Origin of the sequence: Amycolatopsis minnesotensis (assembly GCF_039529815.1) — a bacterium.
In the GTDB taxonomy this organism is placed as follows: domain Bacteria; phylum Actinomycetota; class Actinomycetes; order Mycobacteriales; family Pseudonocardiaceae; genus Amycolatopsis; species Amycolatopsis minnesotensis.
Genome location: NZ_BAAANN010000014.1, coordinates 67908 through 80527, shown reverse-complemented (window position 1 = coordinate 80527; position 12620 = coordinate 67908). Strand labels below are relative to the sequence as shown.

Sequence of the window (12620 nt, the reverse complement as noted above, 5' to 3'; positions counted from 1 at the left end):
GCGCCCCGAAGGCCACCTTCGGGGCGCTCGGCGCGTTTCAGGGCTGCACCGTGAAACCCGCGTTCTGGAGTTCCTTCCCCAGTTCGCGGCAGTGTTCGGGGCCGCGCGTTTCCAGCGCGAGCGACACGTCCACCTCGCCGAGTTCGAGCGCGCCGGAGATCCGGGAATGCTCGACGTCGAGCACGTTGGCACCGAGTTCGCTCACCCGCTGCAGCACCGCGGCCAGCGAGCCCGGCCGGTCCGGCACCCGCAGGTGCAGCTTCAGGTACCGCCCGCCCGCGGTCATGCCGTGCTGGATGATCTGCAGCAGCAGGAGCGGGTCGACGTTGCCGCCGGACAGGATCGCCACGATCGGCGGCTCGAACGCGCCGGGATGCTCCAGCAGCGCCGCCACCGCGGCCGCGCCCGCGGGCTCCACCACCAGCTTCCGGCGTTCCAGGCACAGCAGCACCGCGCGCGACAGCGATTCCTCGGTCACCGTGACGACCTCGTCCACCATCGCCTCGACGTGCGCGTAGCTGACCTCGCCCGGCATGCCGACCGCGATCCCGTCCGCCATGGTGTGCAGGTGCGGCAGCCGCACCGGCTTCCCCGCGGCGAGCGAAGCCGGGAAGGCCGCCGCGCTTTCGGCCTGCACGCCGACCACCCTGACCCTCGGGTTGCTCGCCTTCACCGCGGACGCGACCCCGCCGACGAGCCCGCCGCCACCGGTCGCGACCAGTACCGTGCCCACCTCGGGCACCTGCTCCAGCACTTCGAGCCCCACCGTGCCCTGGCCCGCGATGACGTCGGCGTGGTCGAACGGGTGGATGAACACCGCGCCGGTCCGCTCGCCGAACGCGATCGCCTCGGCGAGGGTCTCCTCCAGCATCGCGCCGTGCAGGTGCACGTCGGCGCCGTATCCCCTGGTCGCCGCCAGCTTCGGCAACGGCGCCCGTTCCGGCATGAACACGGTCGCCTTCGTGCCGAGCAGCGACGCGGCCAGCGCCACGCCCTGCGCGTGGTTCCCCGCGCTCGCGGCGACGACGCCGCGCGCGCGTTCGGCGTCACTGAGGCCGTGGATGCGGGTGTAGGCGCCCCTGATCTTGAAGGAACCGGTGCGCTGCAGGTTCTCGCACTTCAGGTACACCGCGCCGGTGTGCATCTGCCGCAGGTCGCGGGCGTGCTCCATCGGGGTCTGACGGATCACACCCTCGAGCAGCGTCCGGGCCCTGTGGATCCGGTCCAAGCTGACGAGTCGCATGACACGGGATGATGCCACCTGGCCCGTGCCGCCCCGTCGGGGTTCCACGGTACGAGTACCCTTGGCGAACCGGCACCGAGGAGAACGGGAGAAAGCATGCGACTGGGGAGCGAACCGGACGCGACGCGAAGAGCGCGCGGGCCCCGTTCCACCGGTGCGGTCTCCATGCTGGTCGGCATCGTCTCCGCCGCCGCGCTCACCGGCGTCGCCTTCTACACCGTCGAGCAGGCGTCCTGCGCCGATCCCGGCCAGTACATCCGGCACGACAACCACGTCGAGCTGGTCGGCGGGTGTGTGAACACGGCGGAACTCACCCCCGCCCGCCCCGGTGTCCCGGCCGCCGTCGAAGGCAGCGGCCCGAACACCGGCGCGAAGTTCCAGCCCTAGCCGAGCGCCTTCCGCAGGTCGGAGACCAGGTCGGTGCCGTCCTCGATGCCGACGGAGAGCCGCAGCAGGTCCGCGGGCACCTGCAGGGTCGACCCCACCACGCTCGCGTGCGTCATCCGGCCGGGGTGCTCGATCAGCGACTCGATCCCGCCGAGGGACTCCGCCAGGATGAACAGCTCCGTGTTCGCGGCGACGTCGAGCGCGGCCCGCTCACCGTCGGCGTGGCTGAACGAGACCATCCCGCCGAACCGGCGCATCTGCTTCGCGGCGGTCTCGTGTCCGGGGTGGTCCCCAAGGCCGGGATAGAAGACCTTCGCGACCTTGGGATGCGCGGAAAGGGCCTCGACGACCAGCTCGGCGTTGTCGCAGTGCCGTTCCATCCGGACCGCGAGGGTCTTGATGCCGCGCAGCGTCAGCCACGCGTCGAACGCACCGGGCACGGCACCCGCGGAGTTGCGGATGAAGAACAGCTTCTCCCGCAGTTCGTCCTCATCGGTCAGGATCGCGCCGCCGACGACGTCGGAATGCCCGCCGAGGTACTTCGTCGTGGAGTGCACCACGACGTCGGCGCCCAGTTCGAGCGGCGTCTGCAGGTACGGCGTGGCGAAAGTGTTGTCCACCACCAGTTTCGCGCCGCCTTCGTGCGCGATACCGGCGAGCGCGGCAAGATCGGCGATGCCGAGCAACGGGTTCGACGGCGACTCGCACCAGACGAGCTTGGTCTCCGGCCGCACCGCGGCGCGCACTTCGTCCACACGGGACAAATCGGCCACGGTGTACTCGACGCCCCACTGGGTGAGCACCTTGTCGATGAGGCGGAACGTGCCGCCGTACGCGTCGTTGCCGAGCACGAGGTGATCGCCCGGCCGCAGCACGCTGCGCAGCAGGGCGTCCGTCGCGGCCATCCCGGAGGCGAACGCCAGCCCGTGGCGCGCGCCCTCCAGCGACGCGAGCGCCTCCTCCAGCGCGGTGCGCGTGGGGTTCGCGGTGCGCGAGTACTCGTAGTCGCCTTCGCGCGTGCCGCCGACTCCGTCCTGCGCGTAGGTCGAGGTCTGGTAGATCGGCACGATCACCGCCCCGGTGCGGGGGTCCGGCTTCTGGCCGGCGTGGATGGCACGTGTCTCGAATCCGAACCTTGCGGCGTCGTCACCCATGCGGACCAGCGTACGACCACGGTCCCTGATTCCCAACGGGTGGGAGGGGTCCGGCCACGGTGCGCGGGGTCACCAGCCCTGGTTCGGCGGATACCCGTGCTGCTGCGGCCCTTGCTGGGGCGGGTAGCCCGGTTGCTGCTGCGGGTAACCCGGTGACTGCTGTTGCCCCGGGTACCCCGGTGGCTGCTGCTGCGGCGGGTAGCCGCCGCCTTGCGAGGGGTCGAGGCCCGGCGCGGGCGCGCGGTAGCGCAGGTAGCGGAACGTCGGCGGGAGCGCCGCGAAGACGAGCGTCAGCGGCGCGAACACGAGCACCGCGACCATGCCGAACGACACCGCGTTGTCGAAATCGAAGATCATGCTCATGAAGACGCTGAACTTGATCCTCGTCAGCGCGGGGTAGAGGAAGAACGCGGCGATGCCCACCACCGCGCCGAGCAGCAGCAGGATCGCGCCCGCTGCCGAGCGGAAGAACGCGATCACCGCACCGAGCAGGGCGAACAACGCGGCGGCGAGAAGCAGCCCCAGCGCGGTCAGCGCGTTGCCGGGAAGATCGCCGATACCCCGCCCCAGGTCGTTGACCTGGATGAGCAACGTGATCACGATGAGACCGCCGCCGACCGCGACGAGCAGGCCGAAGACCGCGGCGAGGATCGCGGTCACGCCGCTCGGCCGCTGCCGCGGCGCCGGATAGCCCCCATGGCCACCCTGGCCGTAACCCCCGTATCCGGGGCCTTGCTGAGCCGGGTAGCCGTACGGATTGGTCACTTCTCCCCCACATCGACCGTGGCTGTCAGTGCGGCCACCCTAGCCCCGGCGCACACCGGGCAACACGCTTTTCGCGACAACGATTGCGCGAACGCCGATGCCCCGCCCGGAATCCGGACGGGGCATCGGCGTTGGTACCGCTCAGTTCACCACTGCGGGGGCTGCTGGCCCGGCTGACCAGGCTGACCGGGCTGACCGAACCCACCGGACGGCGGACCCTGCGGGCCACCGGGATACGGGAAACCACCAGGCTGCTGGCCCGGCTGGCCGAAGCCGCCGGGAGGGCCCTGCTGCGGGAAGCCACCGGACGGCGGACCCTGCGGACCGCCGGGGGGCGGGAAGCCACCGGACGGCGGGCCGGGCTGACCGAAACCGCCGGGAGGCGGCGGCGGGCCGGGCTGGCCGAAGCCACCGGGAGGCGGCGGCGGGCCGGGCTGGCCGAACCCGCCGGGGCCACCGAAGCCGCCAGGGCCGCCGGGACCGCCGAAGCCGCCGGGTGCGCCACCGCCGAGGTTCAGGAAACCCTTGGTGTTCGGCAGGAATCCGAGCACGCCGACACCGAGGATGATGACGCCGATGATCAGGTCGATCACGATGCGGCCGACGAAGTTGTACTTCGCGCCGGTGATGATCGAGAAGAGCAGGAGCAGGAAACCGCCGCCGACGAGGACGAAGTGGCTGAACTTCTGCTTCAGGAAGATCAGCACGCCACCGGCGAGCCCGGCCAGCGAGCCGATCAGGCTCGCGATCAGGAAGAAGATGAGCGGCCCCACGGACGGGGCCTTCTCCGCCTGCGCGTTGACCATCGAGCGGCACTGCTCCGCGCGGCTGCCGAGGCTGTCGCATCGCTTCAGCGCCTGGTCGACCGCGTCGCTCACCGACGGCACGTCGGCCACTTCTGCCCACAGGGTGATCACCAGGATGGCCGAGATCAAGCTCAGCAGGCCGACCACACCGGCGATGATCATGGCGATCATCTGGTTGTTGCCGCCCGGACCGCCGGGCGGCGGGCCGAACTGGCCGGGGGGCGGTCCGAAGCCACCGGGGCCGGGCTGTCCCGGCGGGGGCCCGAACTGGCCGGGCGGCGGGCCGAACCCACCGGGACCCTGCTGGCCCTGCGACGGGTCGAACCCGCCCGGCTGGCCGAAGCCGCCCGGCTGCCCCGGCTGGCCGAAACCACCGGGCTGGCCGGGCTGCCCGAAGGCGCCCTGCGGGCCCGGCTGGCCGAAGCCGCCGCCCTGCGGGTTCATCGCGGCGGGGTTGTCCGCCGCGCTCGGCGGCGGGGCGTACGGGATCGCCGCGGGCGGCTGCGAGCCGGGCGGCACGAGCTGCGTGGACTCCGCGCCGGGGCCCTCACCGGCCGGGCTCACCATCTGGGTGGCGTTCGGGTCGCTCTGGCTGGGGTTGTTGACGATCTGCGTCGCGCCCGACTCATCGGGCTTGGCAGGCTGCACGACCTGCGTCGGCTCGGGGGTGTCGCCGAACTGACCACCGCTCTGCGGCTGCGCCGGCTGCACCACCTGGGTGGGCTCCGGTGTGCCGAACGGGCTGTCTTGCTGGGGCTGGGGACCACTCGGTGGGCCCTGCGGTGGCTGCCCGCCACCCCACGGCTGGTTCGGTGGCTGCGGAGCACTCATGTGGGTCTTGAACCCCCTCGAAGAGGACCTAAACGTTGACTCGGGCACACGCTATCGGATAGGGGTGTACCACGCTCGTAACGCCCCGCACCTGACGTGCGATCTATCCCTTTCCCGGTGGCTCACCGACCGGCGAGGAAGCCGAGCAGATCGTGCCTGGTGACCACGCCCGCGGGCTTGCCGTCGACGAGCACGAGCGCGCCGTCGGCTCCGGACAGTGCGTCCATCGCGCTGCCGACCGGCTCCCCGGCGCCGATCGTCGGCAACGGCGGGGACATGTGCTGCTCGAGCCGGTCGGCGAGGTTGGCCTTGCCGGTGAACAGGCTTTCGAGCAGCTCGCGCTCGTTGACCGCGCCCACCACCTCGGCCGCCATCACCGGCGGTTCCGCGCTCACCACCGGCATCTGGCTGACCGAGAACTCGCTCAGGATGGCGACGGCCTCGGCGACGGTCTCGTTCGGGTGGCTGTGCACCAGGTCCGGCAGCGAGCCGTCCTTGAGGCGCAGCACGTCGCCGACGGTGGCGCCGGTCGAGTCGGGCGGCAGGAATCCGTACGACGACATCCACGCGTCGTTGAACACCTTGGTGAGGTAGCCGCGGCCGCCGTCGGGGAGCAGCACCACGATCACGTCGTCCTCGGTGCCCCGTTCGGCGAGGCGCAGCGCGGCGGCGACCGCCATGCCGCACGAGCCGCCGACGAGGAGGCCCTCTTCGAGCGCGAGCCTGCGCGTGACGTCGAACGAGTCGGCGTCGGAGATCGGGATGATCTCGTCGGCGATGCCGCGGTCGTAGGTCTCCGGCCAGAAGTCCTCGCCGACGCCTTCGACCAGGTAGGGACGGCCGCTGCCGCCGGAGTACACGGAACCTTCCGGGTCCGCGCCGACGATCTTCACGCGCCCTTCGGAGACCTCCTTGAGGTACTTCCCGGTGCCCGAGATGGTGCCGCCGGTGCCGACGCCCGCGACGAAGTGCGTGATCCGCCCGTCGGTCTGCTTCCACAGCTCGGGGCCGGTCGAGTGGTAGTGGCTCGCCGGGTTCTCCGGGTTCGCGTACTGGTTCGGCTTCCACGCGCCGTCGATCTCGCGGACGAGGCGGTCGGAGACGTTGTAGTAGGAGTCGGGGTGCTCCGGCGCGACGGCCGTCGGGCACACCACCACCCGCGCGCCGTAGGCCTTGAGGACGTTCCGCTTGTCCTCGCTGACCTTGTCGGGGCAGACGAACACGCAGTGGTAGCCCTTGCGCTGGGCGACCATGGCCAGCCCGACACCGGTGTTGCCCGAGGTCGGCTCGACGATGGTGCCGCCGGGGCGCAGCTCGCCGGATGCCTCGGCCGCCTCCACCATGCGCAGCGCGATGCGGTCCTTCACGCTGCCGCCGGGGTTGACGTACTCCACCTTCGCGAGCACGAGCGGCTTGAGGCCCTCGGCCAGCGAGTTCAGCTTGACCAGCGGCGTGTTGCCCACCAGGTCGACGATGTGCTCGGCGTACTCCACGACAGCTCCTGTTCTCGCGCGCCGGGTCTCGGCGCCGTAGTGCCCGGGCAAGCCTAAACGCCGGTGCCGCCCGCGCGGAGCACCGACGGCACCGGCCGGGGAAAGGCACCCCTGGTGAAGGCGGGTCGAACGGCATCCGCGGGCAGGCGCGGAGCAGGTTGACGACGGCCTGCCGTTGCGACGGGTGATCGGCCGCGAGGAACTCCGGTGCGTACCGCCCCGCGAGTTGAGCTGATCGGCGGGTGGTCGCGCGCGAGATCCTCCCAGCGCGCGCCGCGGAAAGTGGCAGGCGTCGCGTTTCGGTTTGTCTGGCGCGCCCGAAGCGGCAAGATGGTGAGCAACCGCTTAGCACGCTAGGCCGCCGATACAAGGGAGTGTCCGCCATGCCCGAAGCCGTGATCGTCGCCACCGCCCGTTCCCCGATCGGCAGGGCGAACAAGGGGTCGCTGGTCAGCGCCCGCCCCGACGAGCTCACCGCGCAGATGGTGCGCGCCGCGCTCGACCAGGTGCCCCAGCTCGATCCGGCCGATATCGACGACCTGATGCTCGGCTGCGGCCTCCCCGGCGGCGAATCCGGGTTCAACATGGGCCGCGCGGTCGCCGTCGAACTCGGGTACGACCACCTTCCCGGCTGCACCATCACGCGGTACTGCTCGTCGAGCCTGCAGACCACGCGGATGGCGCTGCACGCGATCAAGGCCGGCGAAGGCGACGTGTTCATCTCGGCCGGAGTCGAGACCGTCTCGCGGTTCTCGAAGGGCAGCGCGGACTCGTGGCCGGACACGCACAACCCGCTGTTCGCCGACGCCGAGGCCCGCACGCAGGCGACCGCCGAAAAGGGCGCGGACTCGTGGACCGACCCGCGCGAGAACGGCCAGCTCCCCGACGTCTACATCGCGATGGGCCAGACCGCGGAGAACCTGGCGCGGCTGAAGAACGTCACGCGCGAGGACATGGACGAGTTCGGCGTCCGGTCGCAGAACCTCGCGGAGAAGGCGATCGCGGACGGGTTCTGGGCCAAGGACATCACGCCGGTGACCCTGCCGGACGGCACCGTGGTGAGTGCCGACGACGGCCCGCGCGCCGGCGTGACGCTGGAAGGCGTTTCGGGCCTGAAGCCGGTGTTCCGCCCCGACGGCAGGGTGACCGCGGGCAACTGCTGCCCGCTCAACGACGGCGCCGCCGCACTGGTCGTCATGTCCGACACGAAGGCGAAGGAGCTGGGCATCACCCCGCTGGCGCGCGTGGTGTCCACCGGGGTTTCCGGGCTGTCACCGGAAATCATGGGCTACGGGCCGGTCGAGGCGTCGAAGCGCGCGCTTGCCCTCGCGGGCAAGCAGATCGGCGACATCGACCTCGTCGAGATCAACGAGGCGTTCGCCGCGCAGGTCATCCCGTCGTACCGGGACCTCGGCATCGACCTCGACCGGCTCAACGTCAACGGCGGCGCGATCGCGGTCGGCCACCCGTTCGGCATGACCGGCGCGCGCATCACCTCGACGCTGATCAACTCGCTGCGCCACCACGACAAGCAGTGGGGCCTCGAAACCATGTGCGTCGGCGGCGGCCAGGGCATGGCCATGGTGCTGGAGCGCCTCAGCTAGCACCCGCCTGGCACATATCGACTTTCGATGCTATCGTTTTTCGATAGCATCGAAAGTCGATATGGTGGTGGGCAGAATGGCAAGGCAGCGCAACCCACTCGAACCGCTGACCGGGATCGCGAGGATCAGCTCGTGGTTCGTGTACGTGTTCGCGCTGCTCGGGATCATGCTGGTGCTGTTCGGGCCTGGCGGGCTGGTCAGCGGCCCCGGCCTGCGGACGACCTGCGTCGACAGCGCGGGCAGCCTGTCGGTCACCGGCGGCACCGGCTTCCCGCTCAAACCGGGCGCGCGGCTCAGCGGGGCTTCCGCCGAAGCCTGCCTCGACCACGCGAGCACCGGTGTCTGGCTGTCCGGGTTCGCCGATCGCTGGATCTGGTACCTGTGGGCCGCCGGCGCGCTGGCGCTGCTGCTGCGGTTCCTGCGCGGAGCCGCGCTGAAGGGCCCGTACGACCAGGCCGTGCCGGGCAGGCTCGCCGCACTCGGCTGGTACCTGCCGGTGGCCGCGGCCGTCGTCGCCGCCGTCGCGGCGACGGCCCGTTCGACGCTGCTCGGCGCCGCGTTCGAAAGCCCGGCGAGCTGGACGTCCCTGTGGGCCGGCGCGTTCCCGCTGTGGTCGGCGTTCGCCGGTGCCGCCGCGCTGACCTTCGCCAGGATCCTGCGGATCGGGGTGCGCATGCACGAAGACCTCGAAGGCACGGTCTGATGCCGCCCGAGGACGCGCACCGCATCGCCGTCCACCTCGACGAACTGCTCGCCGCGCGCGGGATGACGCTGACCGAACTCGCCGACCGGGTCGGCGTGACCGTGGTGAACCTGTCGGTGCTCAAGAACGGCAGGGCGAAGGCGATCCGCTTCTCCACGCTGTCGAAGCTCTGCGACGTCCTCGGCTGCCAGCCCGGCGATCTGCTCGGGCACCTCCCCTGACGGACGCTCCCCTGACCGGGTCCGCGAATCCAGGGTGTGCGCTTGTCCCGAAGGCGCCCTTCGCGGCGTCAGATTCCCCGAAGGCCCCCTTCGGGGAGTGCACGGCGGACCTCGCCGACCGCTACCGGAGCATTCTTCAGGGCACCCGCCACGAGAAAAGCCTTCAGGGAACGCAGATGCCCCCGAAGGGTGGCCCTTCGGGGGCATCCGGCCCGGCTGTCCGGAAGGTCAGTGCACCATGACCGGGGCGGCCTGTCCGCCTTCGACGCCCGCGGGCAGCGCGGGCTTGCGCTTCGGCAGGAACAGCGCCGGGATGACGCACGCCGCGGTCAGCACGAGCGCCCAGGTGAACGTGGTGCCGAACGCGTCGGCCGAGGAAGCCGCGGCCGCCTCGTGCGTGGCGGGGTTCGCCACCGCGATGGTGGCCGCGATCTGGCCGTCGCTGGTCGGCACGCCGAACTTCGTGGCGAGCAGCGCCGCCTGGATGATCGACATCACCGCGGCACCGATCGCGCCCGCGGTCTGCTGGATGATGTTCGTCGCGGTCGAGGCGCGGGCGATGTCCTTTGGCTGCAACGTCTGCAGCGCCGCCGACATGATCGGCATCATCGTGGCACCCATGCCGAGGCCGAGCACGAACAACGAGCCGAGCAGCAGCGGGTACGAGGTGGTCGCGGTGATCTGCGTGAACACCACCAGGCCGGCCACGAGCGCCACGAGGCCGGGGATCACGATCTTGCCGACGCCGATCTTGTCCACCATCCTGCCCGCGAGCGGCATGGTGATCATCGCGCCGAGGCCCTGCGGCGCGAGCAGCAGCCCGGCCTGCAGCGTGGTCTCCCCGCGCACCAGCAGGAAGTAGTTCGGCAGCAGCAGCATCGCGCCGAAGAACGCCACCGAGAAGAACGTCATGGTGATCATCGCGACCGAGAAGGTCCGGTCCTTGAACAGCTTCAGGTCGATCAGCGGGTTCGGGACCTTGCCGGCCCGCATCAGGAACGCGATCAGCAGCGCCACCCCGACGACGACCGGCGCCCACACCTCCGGCGCGCTGACCCCGCCCGCGGACGGGATCTTCGAGACGCCGAAGATCAGCAGCGCGAGGCCGGGCGAAACCATGAGCATGCCGGGGAAGTCGAACTTCTGCGACGGCTCCGGCTTGTCCTTCGGCAGCATGCGCCACGCCAGTGCCAACGTGATGAGGCCGATCGGCAGGTTGATGTAGAAGATCCAGCGCCAGCTCACCGCGTCGACGAGCCAGCCGCCGAGGATCGGCCCGCCGATCGGGCCGAGCAGCATCGGCACGCCGAGCACCGCCATCACGCGGCCGATGCGCTGCGGTCCGGCCGCCTTGGTCATGATCGTCATGCCCGCGGGCATCAGCATGCCGCCGCCGAGCCCCTGCAGCACCCGGAAGATGATCAGCGACTCGATGTCCCAGGCGAGGCCAGCGAGCATCGAGCCGATCAGGAACAGCCCGATCGCGATCAGGTAGAGGCGCTTGGTGCCGAACCGGTCGGACGCCCAGCCGGTGACCGGGATGACGGTGGCCAGCGCCAGCATGTAGCCGGTGGCGACCCATTGGATGGTGTCGAAGGAGGCCTTGAACTCGATGGAGAGCGTCTGCAGTGCGACGTTCACCACCGTGGTGTCGAGAATGGCCATGATGGCGCCGAGCACCACGACGCCGGCGACCTTCAGCACCGCGCCGTCGAGCTTTTCGTCGCCCGCGGCGGGGCTCATTTCTTGGGTAGACATAAATCCGTTCCTGGTGAAGGAGGCCGACCCGGTGCGGGTGGTGACGAGGATGTCCGGCACCGGATAGACGCGGTTCCCCGTACCGCGTGACGTCGAAGTGATGGGCCCGGCTGCACAGGCGAGCCCGTCAGGTCTACGCGCGCTTCACCGCGGTGAAGTGCGCGTACGTCAAAGATAGCGAAAGCCGGCGGGTCGCTGCCAATCTTTTCGGCACCAGGTGAATTCCGTGACGGAGTGCGCGCCACCGACCGCGATACGTTGCGGGAAAACGGATTTCGTCGCTTTCGGTCAGCAGATGCTGTCGGAGGGTTTGGGGTTTGTGAGCCCGAACACAGGACGAAGTTTCAGTCCGATCCAGGTGCCGCCGAGCGCGAACACGCCCCACAGCCAGCCGTGCAGGCTCCCGGTGGAAATGCCGCCGAGGTAGGCGCCGATGTTGCAGCCGCCCGCCATTCGCGCGCCGATTCCCATCAGCACCCCGCCGAGCACCGCGGCGAGCGCGGTGCGCCACGGGATCTCGCTGTGGATCTTCCACGCGCCCGCCGCCGCGGCCGCGACCGCGGCGCCGATCATGATGCCGATGTCGGTGAGGCTGTTCTTGTCCTGCCAGACGCTGCCGCGCAGCGACGCCGCGTTCGTCTTCTGCTGCCAGAACTCCCAGCTTTCCGGGTGCAGGCCGAACAACTGCAGCAGCTTCGCGCCCCACAGGCTGAACGCGCTCGTGACACCCCAGATGCCGCCGGAGACCAGGAACACCGCACCCGCGAGCAGGCCGAGCACGACCGCGCCGACGAGGATCGGCCACGAACCGCGGACCACCCTGGCGAACCCGCGCGCGGTCGGCACCGCGCCGACCGGCGGCGGGGTCCGCCTGCGCTGCACGAACCTCGTCGCCACCACGATCAGCAGCAGCACCGCGATCGTGACCGCCCACGAGCCGAACCACCCGAAGTGGTCGGCCAGCAGCACGCCCGGCAGCTCCGGCCAGCCGGACAGCACCGGGTACGCCCAGGTGTAGAGCACCGAACCGGCGACGAACCCGCCGAGCGTCAGCACGATCGCCGACTGACCGGAGCCGACCGCGAACAGGGTGCCCGACGCGCACGCGCCACCGAGCTGCATGCCGATCGCGAAGATCGTCGCGCCTGCCAGTAGCGCCAGGCCGAGCGGGCTCGCCGTCGCCTTCGGGACGCTGCCGAACAGCCCGGTGCCGGTGCCCGCGAGCAACGCGATGACCGTGGCCGCGGTGCCGAGCAGCAGCGTGTGCGCGCGAAGGCCCTGCCCGTTGCCGACCGCGATGAGCTGGCGCCACGCGGAGGTGAAACCGAACCGCGAGTGGAACAGCGCGAGGCCGAGCAGCAGGCCCAGCGCGAGCAGCACGCCGAACTTGGCGCCGTAGCTCGCCCACACGAACCAGGTGAGGCCCACCGAGAGCACACCCGCCACGGCGAGCGGCACGACCTTCACCGGTTCCTCCGGTGACGGCACCGGGGCCGCGCAGGACGTCGGTGAGCTGAGCAGATAGCTGCCGGTGGAGTCGGTTTCGGTCGCGGTCACCGTGCACTCCCGAGGTGCTAGATCACGGAGCAGGACCGGATCAAGGTAGGGCCGATCCCGGTGCCGGGGCAGCTCGTCCCACAGAGTGCGACACGGAG

At 70.6% G+C, this 12620-nt stretch carries 11 protein-coding genes; 4 read left to right on the top strand and 7 right to left on the bottom strand.

All coding sequences use genetic code 11. The features are described from left to right. Positions 1 to 37 precede the first annotated feature (37 nt). On the bottom strand, positions 38 to 1243 hold the full coding sequence (ilvA, locus tag ABD256_RS19080) for a threonine ammonia-lyase (RefSeq protein ID WP_344420125.1): 1206 nt from the start codon (positions 1241 to 1243) through the stop codon (positions 38 to 40). A 96-nt stretch (positions 1244 to 1339) separates the two neighbouring features. Here ilvA and ABD256_RS19075 point away from each other — a divergent pair, with 96 nt between their 5' ends. After that, positions 1340 to 1630: a hypothetical protein gene (locus ABD256_RS19075; protein WP_344420122.1), complete on the top strand. Its 291-nt coding sequence runs from the start codon at positions 1340 to 1342 to the stop codon at positions 1628 to 1630. Here ABD256_RS19075 and ABD256_RS19070 read toward each other — a convergent pair. From ABD256_RS19070 to ABD256_RS19055, 4 genes are all read right to left on the bottom strand, one after another. Further along, positions 1627 to 2784 carry a cystathionine gamma-synthase gene (locus ABD256_RS19070; RefSeq protein ID WP_344420118.1) on the bottom strand — a complete coding sequence of 386 codons (1158 nt, stop codon included), beginning with the start codon at positions 2782 to 2784 and terminating at the stop codon, positions 1627 to 1629. The two genes, ABD256_RS19075 and ABD256_RS19070, sit on opposite strands and share 4 nt — an antisense overlap. 69 nt (positions 2785 to 2853) lie before the next feature. Beyond that, complete coding sequence (locus ABD256_RS19065) at positions 2854 to 3549, bottom strand: hypothetical protein (RefSeq protein ID WP_344420116.1); 696 nt, start codon at positions 3547 to 3549, stop codon at positions 2854 to 2856. Positions 3550 to 3695: 146 nt separating this feature from the next. Continuing rightward, positions 3696 to 5186, bottom strand: coding sequence for a hypothetical protein (locus ABD256_RS19060; RefSeq protein WP_344420113.1), 1491 nt, complete (start codon positions 5184 to 5186; stop codon positions 3696 to 3698). Between the two features lie 122 nt (positions 5187 to 5308). Beyond that, positions 5309 to 6679 (bottom strand): cystathionine beta-synthase, encoded by a 1371-nt coding sequence (locus ABD256_RS19055; protein ID WP_344420111.1) that lies wholly within the window; start codon positions 6677 to 6679, stop codon positions 5309 to 5311. Positions 6680 to 7062: 383 nt separating this feature from the next. Between ABD256_RS19055 and ABD256_RS19050 the strand changes: the two genes are divergently transcribed. The 3 genes from ABD256_RS19050 (at position 7063) to ABD256_RS19040 (ending at position 9207) form a co-directional block, all read left to right on the top strand. Continuing rightward, positions 7063 to 8283: an acetyl-CoA C-acetyltransferase gene (locus ABD256_RS19050; RefSeq protein WP_344420107.1), complete on the top strand. Its 1221-nt coding sequence runs from the start codon at positions 7063 to 7065 to the stop codon at positions 8281 to 8283. Between the two features lie 76 nt (positions 8284 to 8359). Beyond that, positions 8360 to 8986, top strand: coding sequence for a hypothetical protein (locus ABD256_RS19045; protein WP_344420104.1), 627 nt, complete (start codon positions 8360 to 8362; stop codon positions 8984 to 8986). After that, entirely contained in the window at positions 8986 to 9207 is a 222-nt protein-coding gene (locus ABD256_RS19040; RefSeq protein ID WP_344420101.1) for a helix-turn-helix domain-containing protein, read from the top strand. Before ABD256_RS19045 ends, ABD256_RS19040 begins: the two co-directional genes overlap by 1 nt. A 228-nt stretch (positions 9208 to 9435) precedes the next feature. On the opposite strand, the gene ABD256_RS19035 is transcribed toward ABD256_RS19040, so the two are convergent. After that, the gene (locus ABD256_RS19035) at positions 9436 to 10965 is read right to left on the bottom strand and encodes a DHA2 family efflux MFS transporter permease subunit (protein WP_344420098.1); all 1530 of its coding nucleotides are present in this window, start codon (positions 10963 to 10965) and stop codon (positions 9436 to 9438) included. 288 nt (positions 10966 to 11253) lie between these two features. Beyond that, complete coding sequence (locus ABD256_RS19030) at positions 11254 to 12522, bottom strand: YeeE/YedE family protein (RefSeq protein WP_344420096.1); 1269 nt, start codon at positions 12520 to 12522, stop codon at positions 11254 to 11256. Positions 12523 to 12620 lie beyond the last annotated feature (98 nt).

What these genes read in the sequence shown, in the direction of transcription:
- ilvA (WP_344420125.1), bottom strand. Translation starts at nt 1,243, where the DNA reads ATGCGACTCGTCAGCTTGGACCGGATCCACAGGGCCCGGACGCTGCTC.
- ABD256_RS19075 (WP_344420122.1), top strand. Translation starts at nt 1,340, where the DNA reads ATGCGACTGGGGAGCGAACCGGACGCGACGCGAAGAGCGCGCGGGCCC.
- ABD256_RS19070 (WP_344420118.1), bottom strand. Translation starts at nt 2,784, where the DNA reads ATGGGTGACGACGCCGCAAGGTTCGGATTCGAGACACGTGCCATCCAC.
- ABD256_RS19060 (WP_344420113.1), bottom strand. Translation starts at nt 5,186, where the DNA reads ATGAGTGCTCCGCAGCCACCGAACCAGCCGTGGGGTGGCGGGCAGCCA.
- ABD256_RS19050 (WP_344420107.1), top strand. Translation starts at nt 7,063, where the DNA reads ATGCCCGAAGCCGTGATCGTCGCCACCGCCCGTTCCCCGATCGGCAGG.
- ABD256_RS19045 (WP_344420104.1), top strand. Translation starts at nt 8,360, where the DNA reads ATGGCAAGGCAGCGCAACCCACTCGAACCGCTGACCGGGATCGCGAGG.
- ABD256_RS19040 (WP_344420101.1), top strand. Translation starts at nt 8,986, where the DNA reads ATGCCGCCCGAGGACGCGCACCGCATCGCCGTCCACCTCGACGAACTG.
- ABD256_RS19035 (WP_344420098.1), bottom strand. Translation starts at nt 10,965, where the DNA reads ATGTCTACCCAAGAAATGAGCCCCGCCGCGGGCGACGAAAAGCTCGAC.